This is a genomic window from Streptomyces sp. (assembly GCF_036566765.1).
In the GTDB taxonomy this organism is placed as follows: Bacteria; Actinomycetota; Actinomycetes; order Streptomycetales; family Streptomycetaceae; genus Streptomyces.
Genome location: NZ_DATCVQ010000134.1, coordinates 1 through 17,556 on the forward strand (window position 1 = coordinate 1; position 17,556 = coordinate 17,556).

17 protein-coding genes and 1 pseudogene are annotated in these 17,556 nt (G+C 73.1%); 5 read left to right on the top strand and 13 right to left on the bottom strand.

From position 1 onward, the window contains the following. Positions 1 to 144 precede the first annotated feature (144 nt). On the bottom strand, positions 145 to 669 hold the full coding sequence (locus tag VIU94_RS06865) for a VOC family protein (protein WP_331908639.1): 525 nt from the start codon (positions 667 to 669) through the stop codon (positions 145 to 147). 57 nt (positions 670 to 726) lie between these two features. Continuing rightward, positions 727 to 1,485 carry a lysophospholipid acyltransferase family protein gene (locus tag VIU94_RS06870; protein ID WP_331908641.1) on the bottom strand — a complete coding sequence of 253 codons (759 nt, stop codon included), beginning with the start codon at positions 1,483 to 1,485 and terminating at the stop codon, positions 727 to 729. Between the two features lie 236 nt (positions 1,486 to 1,721). Between VIU94_RS06870 and VIU94_RS06875 the strand changes: the two genes are divergently transcribed. Beyond that, positions 1,722 to 2,165, top strand: coding sequence for a DUF4265 domain-containing protein (locus VIU94_RS06875; protein ID WP_331908643.1), 444 nt, complete (start codon positions 1,722 to 1,724; stop codon positions 2,163 to 2,165). Between the two features lie 2 nt (positions 2,166 to 2,167). Here the strand turns inward: VIU94_RS06875 and VIU94_RS06880 are convergent, their stop codons facing one another. Continuing rightward, positions 2,168 to 2,473 (bottom strand): DUF2087 domain-containing protein, encoded by a 306-nt coding sequence (locus VIU94_RS06880; protein WP_331908645.1) that lies wholly within the window; start codon positions 2,471 to 2,473, stop codon positions 2,168 to 2,170. Between the two features lie 194 nt (positions 2,474 to 2,667). Here VIU94_RS06880 and VIU94_RS06885 point away from each other — a divergent pair, with 194 nt between their 5' ends. After that, complete coding sequence (locus tag VIU94_RS06885) at positions 2,668 to 3,069, top strand: nuclear transport factor 2 family protein (protein ID WP_331908647.1); 402 nt, start codon at positions 2,668 to 2,670, stop codon at positions 3,067 to 3,069. 75 nt (positions 3,070 to 3,144) lie between these two features. Here the strand turns inward: VIU94_RS06885 and VIU94_RS06890 are convergent, their stop codons facing one another. Continuing rightward, positions 3,145 to 3,780: a DUF305 domain-containing protein gene (locus tag VIU94_RS06890; protein ID WP_331908649.1), complete on the bottom strand. Its 636-nt coding sequence runs from the start codon at positions 3,778 to 3,780 to the stop codon at positions 3,145 to 3,147. A gap of 114 nt (positions 3,781 to 3,894) precedes the next feature. Continuing rightward, positions 3,895 to 4,332, bottom strand: coding sequence for a DUF6153 family protein (locus VIU94_RS06895; RefSeq protein WP_331908651.1), 438 nt, complete (start codon positions 4,330 to 4,332; stop codon positions 3,895 to 3,897). 158 nt (positions 4,333 to 4,490) lie between these two features. On the opposite strand from VIU94_RS06895, the gene VIU94_RS06900 reads away from it, so the two are divergent. Together VIU94_RS06900 and mgt are read left to right on the top strand one after the other, a co-directional pair. Next, positions 4,491 to 5,243: a class I SAM-dependent methyltransferase gene (locus VIU94_RS06900; protein ID WP_331908653.1), complete on the top strand. Its 753-nt coding sequence runs from the start codon at positions 4,491 to 4,493 to the stop codon at positions 5,241 to 5,243. A gap of 44 nt (positions 5,244 to 5,287) precedes the next feature. Continuing rightward, positions 5,288 to 6,502 carry a macrolide-inactivating glycosyltransferase gene (mgt, locus tag VIU94_RS06905; protein ID WP_331908655.1) on the top strand — a complete coding sequence of 405 codons (1,215 nt, stop codon included), beginning with the start codon at positions 5,288 to 5,290 and terminating at the stop codon, positions 6,500 to 6,502. A gap of 39 nt (positions 6,503 to 6,541) precedes the next feature. Here mgt and VIU94_RS06910 read toward each other — a convergent pair whose 3' ends face one another. The 4 genes from VIU94_RS06910 to VIU94_RS06925 form a co-directional block, all read right to left on the bottom strand. Then, positions 6,542 to 7,495, bottom strand: a complete 954-nt coding sequence (locus VIU94_RS06910; RefSeq protein WP_331908657.1) for an immunity 49 family protein — start codon at positions 7,493 to 7,495, stop codon at positions 6,542 to 6,544. A 146-nt stretch (positions 7,496 to 7,641) separates the two neighbouring features. Continuing rightward, complete coding sequence (locus VIU94_RS06915) at positions 7,642 to 10,638, bottom strand: tetratricopeptide repeat protein (protein WP_331908659.1); 2,997 nt, start codon at positions 10,636 to 10,638, stop codon at positions 7,642 to 7,644. Continuing rightward, positions 10,639 to 12,513 (bottom strand): HSP90 family protein, encoded by a 1,875-nt coding sequence (locus VIU94_RS06920; RefSeq protein WP_331908661.1) that lies wholly within the window; start codon positions 12,511 to 12,513, stop codon positions 10,639 to 10,641. A 235-nt stretch (positions 12,514 to 12,748) separates the two neighbouring features. Then, positions 12,749 to 13,663 (bottom strand): hypothetical protein, encoded by a 915-nt coding sequence (locus VIU94_RS06925; protein WP_331908662.1) that lies wholly within the window; start codon positions 13,661 to 13,663, stop codon positions 12,749 to 12,751. Between the two features lie 287 nt (positions 13,664 to 13,950). Here VIU94_RS06925 and VIU94_RS06930 point away from each other — a divergent pair, with 287 nt between their 5' ends. Continuing rightward, complete coding sequence (locus VIU94_RS06930) at positions 13,951 to 14,820, top strand: 4Fe-4S domain-containing protein (protein ID WP_331908663.1); 870 nt, start codon at positions 13,951 to 13,953, stop codon at positions 14,818 to 14,820. A 40-nt stretch (positions 14,821 to 14,860) separates the two neighbouring features. On the opposite strand, the gene VIU94_RS44570 is transcribed toward VIU94_RS06930, so the two are convergent. The 4 genes and pseudogenes from VIU94_RS44570 to VIU94_RS06945 form a co-directional block, all read right to left on the bottom strand. Further along, entirely contained in the window at positions 14,861 to 15,070 is a 210-nt protein-coding gene (locus tag VIU94_RS44570) for a Trm112 family protein (protein ID WP_349258573.1), read from the bottom strand. A gap of 74 nt (positions 15,071 to 15,144) precedes the next feature. Beyond that, a complete protein-coding gene (locus tag VIU94_RS06935; protein ID WP_331908665.1) occupies positions 15,145 to 16,029 on the bottom strand; it encodes a hypothetical protein in 885 nt (294 codons plus the stop codon). Positions 16,030 to 16,033: 4 nt separating this feature from the next. Continuing rightward, on the bottom strand, positions 16,034 to 16,729 hold the full coding sequence (locus VIU94_RS06940; RefSeq protein ID WP_331908667.1) for a class I SAM-dependent methyltransferase: 696 nt from the start codon (positions 16,727 to 16,729) through the stop codon (positions 16,034 to 16,036). Positions 16,730 to 16,866: 137 nt separating this feature from the next. Next, positions 16,867 to 17,556 (bottom strand): annotated as a pseudogene (locus tag VIU94_RS06945) (condensation protein); the annotation flags it as partial.

The following is a 17,556-nucleotide window of genomic DNA, read 5'->3' on the forward strand; positions in this document are numbered from 1 at the left end:
CCGGGCCCAACCCCGGCGAGGCGCCCGCCGCGCCTCCGAGCGGCGCGACGGGCGCGGTGGCGATCCCCGGGCCCGGCCAGCGGCCGCTGCCGATGCGCATCACGCTGAGTGGCTGTGACCAGCATTTTCCATACATGCACGCCCCTACGACGCCGGGCGTCGCGGAGGGCTCGACACGCCCTGCTGGCGGCCGCTGAGTTCGGCGTCGAGGGTCTCCTGGGCGACGCGCATGGCCTCCGCGTACTTCGGCTCGGACATGCGCTGCCAGGCCACGTCGGGGTCGACGTCCTCGGTGCGGCTCGTCACCCACCAGATGTTGCCGAACGGGTCTCGTACCCTCCCGCCACGGTCGCCCCACGCGCTGTCGGACACCTCGGTGACCACCGTGGCCCCGTGGGCGACGGCGGCGGTCACGGCGGTGTCCGCGTCGGGGACGTAGACCCTGAGCAGCGAGGGCATGTTCGGCCAGTCGGGCCGTCGGTCGAAGGCCAGCACGACGGTGTCGCCGACGCGGATCTCGCCGTGTCCGATGGTGCCGTCCTCGACGGGTACCCGCGCGATCTCCTCGCCGCCGAACGCGGCGGTGACGAAGTCGAGCAGTGCGCCGGTGTCGTCGGTGACGACCCACGGAGCGACGCTGGTGTAACCCTCGGGTGCGGTGCGGTTCATGGCGGCCGTCCTTCCTGCCGGTTTCTGGCGATGGGACGACGGTAGGGCGGGAATAGGTCAGATCCTGTCCTTGAACCGCTGGGAGGCGGCGGGGCGGCGCAGGGTGGCCGGGGAAGGCTCCCGGTCCCGCTCGCCCGTCGCCCCGACGTGGGAACAGGCGCGTCGAACTCCCTTGATCGTGCGCTGGTTTGCGGCGGATCGCCACGCGGCGGTGACGGCCTGGCGGGCCAGGTCGGTGGCGGCGACGGTGTCAGTGGGGAGCTGCGGCGGGGCTCCGACGTGGACGTGCAGTCGCGGGCGGCGCAGTGGCGCGGTCAGCAGTCCCGCGAGCTGCTTGGCGGTGCTGCCGGAGGTGATGCGACGGGCGCCGGCCTGGCCGAGGGGGATCAGCGGCGCTCCGACGCTGGCCGCCAGCCGGGCGGGCCCGCTGCGGAACGCCTCCGGCGGGGCGTCGGCCGAGTCCGGGCGGTCGGGGATGCGGCCCTCCCCGTACACCAGGACGTGGCGGCCGGCGCGCAGCGCGGCCTCCGCGCGGGCGAGGGCGTCGGCGGCGCGGGCCGTGCCGCGGTGGACCGGTACGTACCCCTCGCGGGTGAGCGCGCGGCCGAGCAGCGGGATCCGCCACAGGCCGGCGGCGCAGAGCACGACGGGTTCGGCGCCCATGCGGCGCAGCGCGGCGAGTACGACGGCCGGGTCGGCGAGACTGGTGTGGTTGGCGACGATGACCGCGCCGCCCTCGGGCAGCCGCGGGATGTCGGCGGAGACGGTCAGCCGTCCCACGACGGGGACGAGGGCGGCGGCGAGGCGACTGAGCACGTGATGCCTTCCTGGCTGGCGCTGGGCGTGCTCCCATCGTCGGCCGCGGGGCGGCCGCGGCGCCTGGGCGCGCCTACTCAACCGCGCGGTGCGCACGGACCCATGGGCCTGAGTACGAGGGCCGTGCGCGCGCCGGCCGGCGATGAGGCCCGCGAGGACGCCTGTCGCTGGACGCCTGTGGCACGATCGCGCGCATGACGCATGATCTCCAACCGCCCGTCGGTACCCACATACGGTTGCTGGCCGGCCACGCCTCGTCCGGACAGCCGGCGTTCGAGGTGCTTCCGGCGCTGTCGCTGAGCCCAGGCCTGTTCGAACTCGCGGGCAGTCCGGGCCTGGTTCTTGGATGCGCGGCCGGTGACGTGCTCAGGGTGGGCGACGACGGTCGGTTCGAGGTCGTCGAACAGGGCGACAACCTGTGCATCCAGGCGGCTCGGCTGGGCCACTTCACCCCCGAGGAGTTCGCGGAACTCGAGAAGGCGGTGGATTCCCTCGGGGGCATCGCCGAGGCTCCGGCGGACCTGCGTTTCATCGTCGTCACGATCGGCCGCGTGGTCGACCTGACCGCGATCGAACAGGCCATGGACACCTGGGCCGCGGGCGCCGACGGGGTGGAGTGGTGGTTCGGATCGGGACCGGGGGAGCGACCGGGGGCTCAGGGCTCCTCGGAGAATGGCTGACTTTACGCCAGGGCGGGAAGCGCAGCCCCGGGAGTCTCCGGCTGCTGGCGGCGGTAGGCCACGCCGTCCTTCGTACGGGTCAGGAAGCCGCCGATCACCAGGTAGCGGCGCAGCGCCGGGAAGTCCTCGTGCACGGTCAGCAGGGCCTCGTTGACCTCGGCCTCGCGGTAGGCGCGGCCCGTCTCGAAGAGCGTCTCGGTCAGGTGCGCGAGGAGCGCCTCTCGGCGGGCGGGTCGGCGCGGGATCGCGGTGAGGCGCCCGTCCGCGGAGAACAGGTCCGTGACGGGGCGGGAATGAGGGATGGTCATAAGGGGAAGCCTGCGGTCCGCGGTCGCCACGTCGCAACGGGTTTTCGGCCGTGCAGGGCGAGGCGACCTGCGCTGTTCCTGCAGCCCCCGATCACTGAGCGGCCACCCCCAGTCGACCCTGGACAGGTGCCGCGGCTGCACACTACCCTCCGTCGCACCTATTCAATTCATTGACTAACCATCGCGAGGGTCCCATGCATCCCTTCCGCACCGCAGTCGAGAACCGGGACGCCGCCGCCATCGAGGCGCTGCTCTCCGACGACGTCGTCTTCACCAGCCCGGTGGCGTTCAAGCCGTACCCCGGCAAGGCGATCACGGCGGCGATCCTCCGCGGCGTGATGCGCGTCTTCGAGGACTTCACGTACGTGCGCGAGATCGCGAACCCCGACGGGCGCGACCACGCCCTCGTCTTCACCGCGACCGTCGGCGGCCGGGAGATCCAGGGCTGCGACTTCCTTCACTTCGACGAGGACGGGAAGATCGACGACTTCACGGTCATGGTCCGCCCGCTCTCCGCCGCGCAGGCGCTCGCCGAGGCCATGGGCGCGCAGTTCGACCGGATCGCCCGCGAAGCCGCGGAGGCGGCCGGGGCGTGACCGGCGCGGGCGGTGGGCGTAGGCGCGGGCGGGACCGCCGTGGCGGCCCCGCCCCTTCCTATGCGCGCTCCTCGGTCAGGACTTGCCGAGCAGCTTGTTCATCTGGGCGATCTCGGCGGACTGGGAGGTGATGATGGCCTGCGCCATCGTCTTGGCGTCGGGGAAGGCGCCCGTGGCCTGCTCCGTCTTCGCCATCTCCACCGCTCCCTCGTGGTGCTTGATCATCAGCTCCATGAACGCGGTGTCGAACGCCTTGCCCGAGGCGTTCTTCAGCTGATCCATCTGCTCCATGGTCATCATTCCGCCGCCGGCGCCGTGCGCGGAGTGGTCCATCGCGCCTGCGGCGGGAACCTGCTCGCGCCACGAGGTCAGCCACCCCGACAGGGTCTTGATCTCGGGGTCCTGTGCCTTCTTGATGTCCGCCGCCAGCTTCTTCACCGTCGCCGACTCGGCGCGGGTCGGTGCCAGGTCGGCCATCTCGACGGCCTGCCGGTGGTGCGGGATCATCCCCTGCGCGAAGGCGACGTCGGCCGCGTTGTGGTCGCCCTGGGGTGCGGATGCCGACGCGGAGGGGGCGGCGGACGTCGTGCCGTGGCCCTTGTGGCCCGTCGAGCTGTCGGCGTCGGCGCCACAGGCCGCCAGTACGACGGCGGCGGCTCCGGCTGCGAGGACGGCAGCGGTACGGCGGACGTGGGAACGCTTGCTGATCATGATGGTGCTACTCCTTGATGCGCAGCCGGATCACGGCATGCGCGCAGAACGAATGAAGAGACGCCTCGGAGCGCGGCCTGTCGCATCAGGGCGACGCAGGCCGCGCGGGCGGCTCTAAATCCGCAGGAGTTGCAGTTCGGCGAGATCGGGCGGGGCGCGCCCGCTCACCGTCGACGTCGCCACCGCACCGGCCGCCGATGCGGTGACCGGGGGCTGGTCGAGTCCGGCGGAGGTCAGGGCAGGAGGCGCGTACGAGTCGCTCACGCCGGCCGCGGCGCACGTCGCGTCCGCGTGCTCCAGATGTCCGCCGCCGCCCGAGGTGTGCGAACAGCCGGGGTCTTCGTCCGGCGTCCCGGCAGTCATGCCGTGCCCCGTCTCGGCGTGCTGGGCGCCCATGTGTCCTGCCCCGGCGCGCTGCACCGATGCCTGCACCGATGCCTGCGCCGGTGCCAGTGCGTGCATCCCCAGCAGCCCCGCCAGCACGACCATCACCAGCAGCACGAAGCCGCGCCCGGCGGGGCGGCGGCTCGTCGGCCGGTGGGCGAAGGTCATGCGGTCATCGTACGGGGCGCCGGTCCACGCCTCCTGGCGCGTACCTCCAGATGCCCGAACCCCGTTGGCGCCGCCGAGGGTCTCGTCACGTGCCGCGGGCGGACAAGACGCCGCAGAATCACCTGTCCCCGGTCCTCTCGGTCCTCGAAGATGACCCCATGCCTCCGACCACACGGGCCCGATCCTTCGACAGCGCCGCCGCCGGCTATGCCGCGAACCGCCCCTCGTACCCGCCCGCCCTCCTCGACGCGGTGGAGGAACTCCCTCACCGCCCCATATCGGGTGCCCGCGTCGCGGACGTCGGCGCCGGGACGGGCATCGCCACCGCCCTCCTTCGCGCCCGCGGGGCGCAGGTCGTCGCGGTCGAGCCCGGCCCCCGGATGGCCGCCCAGCTCCGCCTCCGGCTGCCCGACGTCCCCCTCGTGCTCGGCGACGGCGACAACCTGCCGCTCGCCTCCGCGTCGGTCGACTTCCTCACGTACGCCCAGGCATGGCACTGGACCGATCGGCGCAAGTCCGTCCCGGAGGCGCTCCGCGTGTTGCGTCCCGGCGGGGCGCTCGCGCTGTGGTGGAACGACTCCGACAGCACGATCCCGTGGATCGCCGACCAGGACGCGCGCCTGCGCCGCCTCTTCGGCGCCGATGACATCGAGCCCGATCCGACAGCCCGATTCCGCGACCTGCCGGCCGAACTCGACTTCGCCACCCGACAGGTGTCGTGGACCCGGAACGTCCCGCTCGACGCCCACCTCGGCAACCTGGCCAGTTACTCCGACTTCCTCGTCCTCGGCGAGGCGGGCGCGAGGGAGTTCCTGGCTGCGGAACGCGAGCTCCTGGCCGGGGTCTTCCCGGACGGGACGGCCGAGGAGCGGTACGTGGTCAGCCTGGCCGTCGCCAGGCGGCTCCCATGAGAAATGAGTTAGACGATACGGTCCGTCTCGCATAGCCTGGCGTCATGACGACAACCCCCCGCTCCCACATCGCCATGTTCTCCATCGCCGCCCACGGTCACGTGAACCCGAGCCTGGAGGTCATCCGCGAACTCGTTGCCCGGGGTCACCGGGTGAGTTACGCGGTTCCCGCCTCCTTCGCCGACAAGGTGGCCGGCACCGGCGCCACCCCCGTCGTCTACCGCTCGACGCTCCCGACCGACGACGACCCGGACGGGTGGGGGACCGAACTGATCGACAACATCGAACCGTTCCTCGACGACGCCATTCAGGCCCTGCCGCAGCTCGCCCGGGCCTTCGACGGCGACCGGCCCGACCTGGTGCTCCACGACATCACCTCGTACCCGGCCCCCGCCCTCGCCCACGTCTGGGGCGTCCCCGCCGTCTCCCTCTGGCCCAATCTCGTTCCCTGGGAGGGATACGAGGAGGAGGTCGCCGAGCCGATGTACGCCGAGCTGAAGGCCTCGCCGCGCGGCAAGGCGTACTACACCCGCTTCGAGGAGTGGCTCGCCGAGCACGGCATCGACACCTGTCCCGACCGGTTCGTCGCCAGGCCCCGCCGCGCCGTCGTCCTCATCCCCGAGGCACTTCAGCCGCACGCCGACCGGGTCGACCGGTCCGTCTACACCTTCGTCGGCGCCTGCCAGGGCGAGCGGGCCGAACAGGGACAGTGGCAGCGGCCGGCGGACGTCGAGAAGGTGCTCCTGGTCTCCCTCGGCTCCTCGTTCACCAAGCAGCCGGACTTCTACCGGGCCTGCGTCGAGGCGTTCGGGGGGCTCGCGGGCTGGCACGTCGTGCTCCAGATCGGGCGGTTCGTCGACCCGGCCGAGCTGGGCGACGTACCCGACAACGTCGAAGTGCACTCCTGGGTGCCGCAGTTGTCCGTCCTCAAGCAGGCCGACGCCTTCATCACCCACGCGGGGGCGGGCGGCAGCCAGGAGGGGCTGGCGACCGGCACGCCGATGGTCGCCGTCCCGCAGGCGGTCGACCAGTTCGGCAACGCCGACATGCTCCAGTCCCTCGGCGTCGCCCGCCATGTGCCGATGGACGAGGTCACACCGGAGCGGCTGCGGGAGGCCGTCCTCGCTCTTGTCTCCGACCCGGACGTGACCCGCCGCAGCCGCGAGATCCAGGAGCAGACGGCCCGCGAGGGCGGGACGCCGCGCGCCGCCGACCTCATCGAGGGGGAGGTTCCTCAGCGCCTCCCCGTCCACGACTGAGCCGCCCCGCGCTCGGCGCGCGGGGCGGCTCGGTTTCTTCTACTTCGCCGTCCAGGAGCCCAGCTTGTTCACGCGGCCCTCCGCCGCCCGCTGCAGCGCGTCGGGGGCGCCCAGAAGGGCCTGCGGCAGGTAGTCGGACCGGACCTCCAGCACCCACCCGTGCACCTGGACCGCGAGCGCCGCCAGGGCGAGGGTGTCGACCGGCAGCAGCGACCTGGGCGCGGGGTCGGCCCCGACGCTCTCCCGGTGCTCGACGAGCCGGGCCACGAGGGCCTGTTCGAAGGCGTGTCGGTCGTCGTCGAGGAGGACGCGGAGGAGCCGCTGGTCCGGTGTCAGGGCGTCGACCGCGTCCAGTTGCCGGGCCGCCTCCGCGCGCTCCTCGGCGTCCGGCTTGCGCAGGGTCATGGTCGGCCAGTCGCGCGGCAGGTGTCCGCTCGACTCGGCCAGGTACACGCACAGCGCGTCCATCGCGGCCACGTCCGCCGGCTCCGACGTCGAGTTCAGCTCCGAGTAGGGAACCCCGTCGCGGATCGCGGGTGCGTAGTCGTTCCGCAGAAGCAGCCCGATGACCCGCTGCGAGTCCCACACCAGGCCGCTGACCAGACACGTGCCAAAGGTGTCGAGCCACGTCCTGGCCGTGGGGGCGTGCTTGACGAAATCGCGGAAGTCGATGTCCTCGCTGGTGAGCTGCCGGTCGACGAGCGGGAGGAAGATCTCCTGGTCGCCGTTGGGGAAGCAGCCGACGCTCAGCGCCCCCAGCGAGCACTCCGCCGCGGTCCGCAGCGCGGAACGCGACGGCTCGTCGAGCGCGGGCTCCTCCAGGGCACGGGCGGCGACGTGGTCGAGGAGCTCGTCACCCAACTCCCGCATCCGCTCCGGGGATGCGTCGAAGAAGCACATGTTCTGGCAACGGTCCCAGGTCCGCCCACTGATGTCGTCGAGCGCCTGCGCTATGCGCTCTGCGCTGACCTCGTGACGTGCCACTTCCTGCACGGCGATTGTCCTTTCATGATCTTCCCGACACCGGATGCGGCACGCTATCAGTGGGCTCGGACAGTGTCGGCGACGGCCTTCTCCCGGGCCCGGCGCATGGATCCGGCCGGAACCCGGGAGAAGGCGGCACCGCGTTCGCCTCTCTCCTACCGAGACAGATAGTCCTGCCGCAGCGCGTTGAGGATCTCCGCGGCCTCGGGATGGCTTGCCTTCCGGCATCGGGCCGCGGCCGTCGTCAGCCGGGCGATGGCCTCCTTGAACCGGCCGAGGCCGTTGCCCTCGATCAGGGCGGCGATCCGGACCGCCTCGGCGCGCGGCAACTCGCCGTCCTCGCCGCCCTGTTCCTGTGCGGCGATCGCGGCCTCCGCCTCGGCCAGGGCCTCCGCGAAGCGTTCCGCCTGCGCCAGGACGCGGGCGCGCCGGTAGTGCACGTTGCCGCTCTCGAACCAGGGGACGAAGTCCTCGGCGCCGTCCGGCACGGCGACCCGGACCGCGTCGGCCCGCGCCAGGTGGTCGAGTGCCGTGTCCACGCCGTCGGCCTCGCGGGCCAGCATGACGAGACGCGCGAACTCGCACATCATGTGCGTGATCAAGCCCGGGTTCGGGGCCTCGGCATGCGCGGCGAGGGCGCGCTCGTACGCCTTGTCCGCCGCGTCCCAACGGTCCGCCATCGCCAAGGCGGTGGCCGTCTCCGCCGCCACCAGGGTGTGGATCCCGCGGTCGTCCTCCCAGCCGGCGACCGCGTCCGCAAGGCGCACGAACTCCTCGGCGGCGGGCAGGTACTCCTCCAGCTCCCGCAGCCCACGTGCCAGCGTCAGCCGGGCCTGGGCGAGCAGCCGCTCGTCGAGCGAGGACGCCGCGTCGCCGGCGAGGACGGATTCCAGTACGGCGACGGCGTCGGCCTGCTGCCCGGTGCGCGCCAGGACGTCCGCGAGCTGGAGCCGGATGTCGGTGGCCTCGTTGTGCGCCCCGTCCTGGTCGAACCGCGCGGCGGCCTCCGAGAGGTGGCGCACGGCGCCGCCGGAGTCCCCCAGGTGCGTGGCGGCGTGGCCGAGCAGAGCGTACGTCGGCGCCATCGGGAACTCCGCGTCGTCGTACCGGACCGCGTCCGCGATCGCCTGGTGCAGCAGCTCCGCCGCCTCGGCCGGCTCGTCCTTCGCCATCAGGATCTGGGCGAGCAGGGCTCGCGCGCGCGAACCGCGCCAGGGCCGGTCGGAGGCGTCCACGTCCTTCAGCGCGGCGCGCAGCTCCGCCTCGGCGCGGACGCCGTCGCCACGACGGCCGGCCACGTCCGCCGCGAACTGCCGTGCGTTGGCCACCTGGTGGGGCATGGACAGCCGTTCCGCCTCGGAGTGCAGCCTGCGGACGGACTCCTCGAACCGCTCGACGGCGGAGTCGGCGGGCTCGGGCAGCTGCCGCAGCATCTCCTGGTAGGCGGCGTAGGTGAGGGAGTAGAGCACGCCGAGGTACGCCAGCACCCGCTCCGTAGCAACGTCGTCGGACGCGGCCTCCGCCTCCCCGAGGGCCTCGCCCGTGAACGGGACCTCGGTCTTGAGCCGGTCGGCCTCGCGCAGGATGTCGTCGAGGCCGGAGGCGATCGCGTCCGCGGCCGGGGCGCCGGCCGAGTCACCGTCGTCGTCCGGGCGAGTCGTCCACGCCAGCGCGCGCGCCCGTGCCGACAGCGCGTGCCAGTCCATGTCGAGCTGCGCGAACATGTCGGCGGCCTGCCTCAGCACGGTGACGCTCTCGTCGTCGCGCTCCTCCAGCGCGAGCCGGCCCGCGCGCTGCTCGGCGAGCTCCGCGCGCAGCAGGTCCTCCGGCCCGAGCCGGTCGTCGTGCGTCGCCGTGCCGTCGGCCAGGCGTTCGGCGATGAGGGTCCAGAGCCGGGTGTCCCCGGGATGCCCCGCGCTCGCCATGCGCCGCGCCTCGCGCACCAGGGCGACGAAGTCCTCGGGCACTTCGACGACGGCGGCTGCGGAAACAGCAGCGGGGAAGGGCACGGCGCCCGCCGCGCCGTCTGCGGCAGCCGACCGGGCGACCGACGTCCGCAGCCCCAGCGGCAACGGCGCGTCGAGAAGCGGGCGCTGCGCGAGTCGGGTCCGACGGTGGTCGCCGACCGCCGTGGTGCCGTTGCGCCCGTCGAACGCCGCGGTGAGCCGGTCGGCCTCGGAGCGGACATGGGCGAGGAGTTCGCCCGCGGTCCAGTTGCGTCCGGGCGGACCCGCCACCGCGGCCTCGGCGTGGCCGTCCTCGACGATCCGCGCGAGCAGCACCTCGGCGCCCGTGAGGAAGCCGAGGCGGGCCAGCGGAGCGCCGGTCGCCTCGAACAGCGGGCGGTTCTCGGCGAGGATCTCCAGGCCGCGGCCCTCGTTGCGGGACAGGGCGCAGAACTCCAGGTGCAGACCGACCTCGTCCTGCATGCCGTTGTTGCCGCGAACCCGGCGGTAGCCGGTGAGGTGGTGGGAGCGGGCCTCGTCCGCGCGGCCGGTGCGCAGCAACGACAGCAGGGCGCGCGCCTGGCTCATCTGCGGCTCCTCGCTGCAGCCCATGGCCCCGTCGAGGACCGGCCGCCAGGTGTCGAGGGCCGCGGCGTCGTCGCCCGCCGTCGCCTGGTGGTCGGCCAGGTGCCGGGTCTCGCAGGCCTCGCAGTCGCTCAGCTCGGTACGTGGCCGGGTGACCCACAGGTCGTAGGCGTCGGCGACGCCGTCGCCCGTGTGGGACGCGACGTGGTACCGCATCGCCGCCACCGGCTGCATGCCGTGCTCGGCCGCCTCGTAGCGCGTGCGCATCTGGTCGATCCAGCCGCGGACGGTCGCCAGGGGCACCTCGGGCACCTGCAACAGCGACGTCGTCACCCACTTGAAACGCCAGAAGACCTGGTGGGCCTCCCACTCGCTGAAGGACTCGGGCGCTGTGTCCCACAGCTTGAGCAGCCGCGCGAAGGCGACGGGCGACTTGCGGTGCTCGCCGGTGAACTCGTACGCCGTCATCAGTTCGAGCAGCGCCGTGACGAGGACGTCGGGCTTCTCGAAGGGCTCGGCCGCCTCGACGAGCTCCTCGGCGGTGATGGTCCGCTGCAGGCCGTGCGGGCGGTCGTGGTTCTCGCGCAGCGCCTCGACCACGGCCTCGGGGGTGTCCAGCATCTACATGTCCTTCCGGGGCTCGGAGTCGGGTGCGGCCGGGCCGCCGGGGTGGTGCATGGCGTGGGTGAGCAGGCCGATGAAGGCTCGGTTGAGCAGGGCGCTCTCGCTCGCCCGGAGCGGGCGGCGGCTGAGCAGCAGGGCCTGGCCGTAGAGGGCCTCGGCGGTGGTGACGGCCAGCCCGCGCTCGGCGATCGTGATCGCCTGGCGGACCAGCGGGTTGAGGTGGTTCAGGACGAGCTGGGCGCGCGGGGTCTCGTGCCGCAGGGAGCCGAGGATGTCGGCCCACAGGCCGTCGCTGTCGGCGGCGAGGCTCGACCTGGTCCGCTCGTGGCGCGCGTCCCGGTTGTCGAGCAGCAGCGCGGGCGCGGTGACGGGCTGGAAGTCGCGCAGCACGACGTCGCAGTCGTGCACGCCGATCGTCTCCCGTGCGACGGCGAGGAACGCCGCCGCGCGCAGCTCGGCGGTCGGGTCCACGGCGTCGAGGTGCGCGGTGACCGTGGCCGGGTCGAGGTCGGTGACGGACGTGCCGGGGCGGATCTCGGGCAGCCGGTGCACGAGGTCGCGGTCGTACGTGTAGCCGCCGTTGACGACGCCCAGGCCGGCGGCCGAGGCGATCGGGGCGACCTGCCGGAACTCCTCGACGCTGCGCGTGACCAGCAGCGTCGGGTGCGTGCGCGCGAACTCCTCGAGGGTGACGTTGCCGTCGGTGGTCTCGAACGGCAGCCACGGCAGCACGATGCGCAGCAGCTCGTCGTCGTAGCGGGCGAGCGCCTTGACCGCGAGGTGGTGCGTGTCGATGAAGCGGTGCAGCAGGGCCGGGTCGCTGGCGGCGAGCCCGGTGAGCCAGTCGCGGATCCGGTCGCCGAGGGCGTCTCGTACGGCGGACAGGGTGCCGTCCTCGTACAGCGCCTCCCGGGACGCGGTCGGCCGCAGGCTGGTGGTGTCGACCACGCAGCGCACGAAGAAGGCCCAGTCCGGCAGCAGTTCGGGCGCCTGGTCCGTGAGCAGCATGCCCTTCAGGTGCACACGGTGGCCGGCGCGCTGTGCCGGGCTCACGGCCGTGGGAAGCACGTACGCGACGCCGCGCAGCCCGGCCGCCGGAAGGTCGAGCTCGATGGTGTCGAGCGGGGTGAAGTCGAAGAGGCCGCGGCAGTACGCGGTCATCGCCTCGCGGCGGGCCAGCGGGGAGCGGTGGGACTGCTCCCACGGGGGCGTCTCGTTGACCCGGTGGGTCTCGCCGCGCGGGCCGACGACGGTGACCTCGTGGCGCAGCAGACCGCCGTAGTGCCGGGCCAGGGCGACGACCTGCTCGGGGCTCGTCCACTCGGCGTTGTCGGCGCGCGGGACGAGCCGGACGGTGGTGCCGGGCTCGGGCACGTCCGAGGCGGGCAGGGTGCGGATGGTGTAGCGGCCGTCGGAGTGGCCGCGCCACTCGACGCCGGGCGCCGACGGGTCGGCCGCCGACCGGCTGACCACCGTGATCTCGTCGGCCACGACGAAGCAGGCCAGCAGCCCGATGCCGAACTGCCCGATGAACTCCCCGCGCGCGGCGTCGAGGCCGGCGCCGTCCAGGGCGCCCTCGGCGGTCCGCTTGGAGCTGCGGCCGATGGTGGCGAGGAACCGGTGGACATCGGCCTCGGTCAGGCCGATGCCGGTGTCCGTGACGGTGAGGGTGTCGCCGGTGCGCACGGTGATGGCCCCCGGCGCACCAGGGGTCAGCGCCTGCCGGGCGGTGATGGCGTCCGTGGCGTTCTGCAGCAGTTCGCGCAGATAGACGCGGGGGCTCGAGTAGAGGTGGTGGGAGAGCAGGTCGACCAGGCCGCGCAGGTCGACCTGGAAGCTGTGGGAGGTCTCGGGGGTCTTGGATGGGGACACCTGGCGGGAATCCTTCGATGGGCGCACCCGCGCCGTGGGCGGCGCGGGCGGGGATGCGGATGGAGGGTGCAGAGGGCGGGCGCCGGAAGGCATGAAGCCGTCGACGGCGGTCCGGCCGGGCGCAGGGGGCAGTGAGGGATGCCGCGAAGACGAGACGCGGATGCGCGGACTGCGGGAGGGCGGAGGACGTGACGGAGCTGTACGTCGGCTCGGCGCGCGCCACGCCGCCCCCGGCTCAGCGCCCGGCCGACGAACGCTGCTTGCGGTACGCCGCGGCGGGGTCGGAGCCGTTGATGTAGTACCAGGGGAACTCCGTGACACGGCCCTCGGCGGCCTGGAAGCACTCGCGGGCGGCGGCGCGGTCCCCGGCCAGCGAGAAGGCCATGGCGAAGGTGTTGAAGACCTGGAGCCACGCGCCCCGGCGGACGAAGTCCGGGTGCCGGTACGAGTGATCGGCGGCCTGCCGAAGCGACGCCGCCACCTCGGGCCGGCGCATGTAGGCGGCGTCCGGTCCCGCGTCGAGGGAGAGCCATTCCTCGATGTGCGCGATCGCGACGAGCTGGCCCAGCGGCGTGCCGCCGGGCGCGCCGAACGCGGACGCGCGCGCGAAGGCGTGCATCTCCTCGTGCGACCCGCTCCACTTCTCGCAGACCTGCTGCAACTGCTGCTGGTGCGCCCCCATGTGGTGCGGGTCGCGCCGCACCGTCGCCTCGAAGCGGCGGCGGGCGGTGACCTGGCCGACCTGGAGGCCGCGGCCGGTGATCTGCAGGCCGTACCAGGGCGAGGTCCACTGCGGCTCGCGCTCCGCCGCCTCGTACAGCTGCCGCTCGGCGGTGCGCAGCCGCGCGTGGAACACGTCGAACTGCTCGCGCGAGACGTCCTTCGCCCGCGCGCCGGTCCGGGCCTCCCAGCCCCAGCTGATGTGCCGGACCCCGGAGACGAGCAGGGGCAGCGCGGAATCGGGCTCCGCTTCGATCACCCCGGCGATCCACCGCTCCACCCCCGCGGTGTCGCCGACGGCCCACAGCAGCTCCGTCCGATCCTCGCTCTCGGGCCGCGCCTCGAGCACCCCCCGTACGGTGGCCCAGTCCGCCCCCGCGGCGGCCTCCCGCACTCGCGTCACGTCGGGATCGCCGGAATCCTTCTGCACCTGCGCATCGGGCCGGCCGACCCATCTCCCCAGCGTGAGCCCCATATCCCGGAGCAACGCCATCTCCCCACCCCTTGTTGCGTTCGATCTGGGAGGCCGATGATCACCTCCCTCGTGGAGGTAGTGCCTATCACGCGCGACTGACAATCGCACAACCGTTTCCTGACCGAGATGTCCTCTGCGCCTGACAAACAAGATCGGGTGGCTCTACCGCCCTTCCCGGCCGGTGGGATATCCGTGGAAGGGCGGCCCCGGTCGGGGTCGTTCCCGCTGGAAGGAGTCCCGCTGTGGACGGCTGGTACGTGGACGACCGATGCATCAACTGCGACGTCGCGCGGCAGTTCGCGCCCGAGTTGATCGGCGAGTCGGAGGGGAGGTCGCGGGTGCTCCGGCCGCCGGGCGACGAAGCGGAGACGGAGCGCTTACACGCCGCCGTCTTCGCCTGTCCCACCCGCTCGATCCGCCAGGCGTCCGGGGGGCCGGTGGACCCGACGCTCGATCCCTTCCCGCTGGCCCTCGACGACCGCGTGCTGATGTGCGGGCACAACTCCCCGCACACGGGGGCCAATTCCTATCTGCTCCGGCGGCCGTCCGGGACGGTCATGATGATCGACACGCCGCGCTGGAGTCCTGTGCTGGCCGAGCGGTACGAGGCATCGGGTCGCGTCACCGACGTGCTGATCACCCATCGCGACCACGCCGCCCACGGCCGCCGCTACGCGGACCGCTTCGGCGCTCGGCTCTGGATCCACGAGGGCGACCTCGACGCGGCGCCGGACGCGGACCGGGTGATCCGGGGACTCGACGCCACAGAGGTCGGCGAGGGGGTCGTGGCCCATCCGCTGCCCGGCCACACCGAAGGCAGCGTGCTCTATGTCGCGGACGACCGTTACTGCTTCAGCGGCGACAGTTTCTACTGGTCCCGCGCCACGGACGATCTCGCGGTCGCGGAGAGCGTGACCTGGTACTCCATCGAGGAGTTGGCCGCCTCCCTGGCGAGGGCGGTCGGACGGCTGCGGTTCGAATGGCTCCTGCCGGGCCACGGCGGCCGTCACCGCCTGCCCGCCGACGAGATGTCCCGGCGGTTGCGGGCCCTGGCGGACCGTACGCGGCTGCTGCGGCCTCGGCCGGTCGACTTCACCGCCGTTCGCTGGTGAGCGCGTGCGTAGGCCGGCGGCCGACTGGTCCCCGGCGTCGTCACCCGTCCGACGACCCTACGTACCGCTCGTGCTCCTCGGGGGAGACCCGGCTCCCGGAGGACGGGAGGAGCTGCGGAATGCCGTCCACGATGGGGTAGCGGAGTTGCAGCCTCGGGTTGTAGAGCACTTCCTGGCCGGGCGGCAGGGTCAGCGGACCCTTGTCGAGGGGGCAGGCCAGGATGCTCAGCAGCGGGTCGTCGGGGCTCATGGGGTCCTCGCTCTTCGGCGGTCGGTAGGGGGAGGTTCGGACGGTGGTCGGTAGCCGGATGCTCGGGCGGTGATTCACGTCGTCTGCGGGTCGTGGCGTGGCATCACCAGGAGGACGGACAGGGCCAGGGCCGTGCCGGCGACACGCAGGGTCAGCAGCAGCGGATCGTCCGGGAGCCGCTCGCCGAACGTCAGCGTCCCCACGACCGCCGTGAACAGGCACGTCACCGTCGTGCAGACGGGCACGATCAACGAGGCACGGCACCTTTGCAGCGCCGCCTGGGACATGACGAGTCCGGCCCCGGCCGTGAACAGCAGCAGGTACGGGTACGGGGAGCCGAACAGCGCCCGCGCTGCCTCGCCCGCGCTCGCGCCGGTGAGGCGGCCCGACGCCCCCTTGATGGCCAGCGAGCTGACGCCGTAGAGCAGTCCCACGGCCACGCCGTACCCGATGCCGTTGGTCGGCGCCCGGTGCCGTTTACGGGCGCGGCGCTCGACCCGCCCGTACAGCAGCACTCCGGCCGCGAGCGTCGGCACGCACACGAGGAGCACCAGGGCCCACGGCGCGCCCCTGCTCACCACGTCGTCGCCCTCCCGCACCGACGCGACGACCATGAGCAGCGCGACGAGCACCGCCCCGAGCGCATGGCGCTCCCGGCCCGAGGGCTGCTCGCCGAGCACGGCCGAGGACAGGAGGAGGAGCAGGACGAGACCCGAGACGAAGATGCCCTGCGCGGCGGCGATCGGCAGCGCCCGGTAGACGATCAGCTGGGCGACGAAACCGGCGGCGAGCGCGAGCGAACCGACGAGCCACAGCGGGCTGGTCAGCAGCACCCCGACCACGCGCAGCGGCCGCCCGGCGGAGAGCGCGGGCAGCGAGCCGAGCGCCCGCTTCTCCAGGACGAAGCCGACGCTGTAGAGGACGTTGGCCACCAGCGCCGCGCCCACACCCCACCACATCGCGCTACCTCCGCCGGGCGTGCGCCAGCAGAATGGACGCCGCCGACGGCACCGCGCACGCGGCCCGGTCGATCAGGCGCAGCCCGCGCGGCACCCCGTGGAACGGCGCCCCGGTGATCCGTACGTCCTCGAAGCCGGCCGAGAGCAGGAAGGAGCGGAGGGCGCGCGCCGTGAACAGCCTTAGATGGCCCACTACTTCGGAGCCGGGCCGTCCGTGGATGCCGCGCAGACTCACCTCGGAGAACACCGGCTGCCAGCCGGCGAGGAGCAGCGCGCGGTTGTACCAGGCGGCGAGGTTCGGAGTCGAGAGCATCAGATGACCTCCGGGCCGCAGGATGCGCCGGAGTTCGTCCAGGGCTCTGTCGGGGTCGACGAGATGCTCGACCACCTCGCTGAACAGCACCGCGTCCGCGCAGCCGTCCGCGAACGGCAGCCCGCCGTGGTCCAGTTCGCCGCGTACGACATGGGCCAGTCGGGGCCGCGCGCGGCGCAGCGCGTCCTGTGACCAGTCGACCCCCACGATCCGGTGTCCGGCGAGAATCGGCCCCGCGGTCGCGGCCGCGGTGCCGTCCCCGCAGCCGACGTCGACGACGAGCGCGCCCGGCGCCCCGAGGGCGGCGGCCAGCAACTGCGCCTGCTGCCGGCTCCGGGCGTCGCCGGACGCCACGGGCACGGCGGGGTTCTCGTAGAAGTCCCGCAGGCTGGGGAGGGAGTCGGGGCGGGCCGTTTCGGGAGCCGGGGCGACTGGGGCCGTTGCGGCTGCTGCCGTGCCCGCGAGTTCGGGTTCCGGTGTCAGAGCCCCCGACGTCGTCCCGGTGTGTCCCGCGGTGTACCCGTTCACAGCGCCTCCGCATCCGTCGCGGCCAGCCGGCCGGCGAACAGCTCGCACAGCCGGACGCCGTCCTCGTCGCCCAGCAGGGCCCGGGACCAGCGCAGTACCAGATGGAGCCGGCCGCCGGTCGAGGCCGTGGTGAACGTCAACCCGCGCGGCATTGCTGCCGGCGCCGAGAACCAGACCGCGTGCGCGCGGCCCGCAGCGCCGAAGTCCAGCGGGTACGGGACCCGGCCGATGTTGCTGAGCAGCGTTGTCGAGGTCCAGGGCGCCGCGAGCCGCCGCACCCCCCGCGTCAGCGCCGCACGGGCGGCGACCGGCAGGACCGGGGCGGTCAGCACCGCGGCCCCGCGGCCCAGTTGGGGCCGGTCGAGCGCCTTCAACGCGCGGGTTCGCTCCGCCGTGTTGCGCAGCAGCGTGCCGAGGTCGGCGTCGGGGCCGATCTCGTCGGGCGTGAATCCGACCTCGACCAGGCGGGTGCCGTTGCCGATCGGCATCGCCGGACCGCGGGTGCGGTCGTCGACGGGCATCGTGATGCGCAGCGGCCGGTCGGGAGCGCCGTGCTCCCGGTTCCATTCGGCGACGGTCAGTGCTGTGGCGACCATCAGCTGGTCGTTCACGGTGTACGGGACACCCCGCTCCCGCCGGGGCACGGGGAGTTCGGTGACCAGCATCGCGTTCCCGGGCGTGGGCCC

Coding starts and splice junctions, on each gene's coding strand:
- VIU94_RS06865 (WP_331908639.1), bottom strand. CDS start 669: ATGAACCGCACCGCACCCGAGGGTTACACCAGCGTCGCTCCGTGGGTC.
- VIU94_RS06880 (WP_331908645.1), bottom strand. CDS start 2,473: ATGACCATCCCTCATTCCCGCCCCGTCACGGACCTGTTCTCCGCGGAC.
- VIU94_RS06885 (WP_331908647.1), top strand. CDS start 2,668: ATGCATCCCTTCCGCACCGCAGTCGAGAACCGGGACGCCGCCGCCATC.
- VIU94_RS06890 (WP_331908649.1), bottom strand. CDS start 3,780: ATGATCAGCAAGCGTTCCCACGTCCGCCGTACCGCTGCCGTCCTCGCA.
- VIU94_RS06895 (WP_331908651.1), bottom strand. CDS start 4,332: ATGACCTTCGCCCACCGGCCGACGAGCCGCCGCCCCGCCGGGCGCGGC.
- VIU94_RS06900 (WP_331908653.1), top strand. CDS start 4,491: ATGCCTCCGACCACACGGGCCCGATCCTTCGACAGCGCCGCCGCCGGC.
- mgt (WP_331908655.1), top strand. CDS start 5,288: ATGACGACAACCCCCCGCTCCCACATCGCCATGTTCTCCATCGCCGCC.
- VIU94_RS06915 (WP_331908659.1), bottom strand. CDS start 10,638: ATGCTGGACACCCCCGAGGCCGTGGTCGAGGCGCTGCGCGAGAACCAC.
- VIU94_RS44570 (WP_349258573.1), bottom strand. CDS start 15,070: ATGAGCCCCGACGACCCGCTGCTGAGCATCCTGGCCTGCCCCCTCGAC.
- VIU94_RS06935 (WP_331908665.1), bottom strand. CDS start 16,029: ATGTGGTGGGGTGTGGGCGCGGCGCTGGTGGCCAACGTCCTCTACAGC.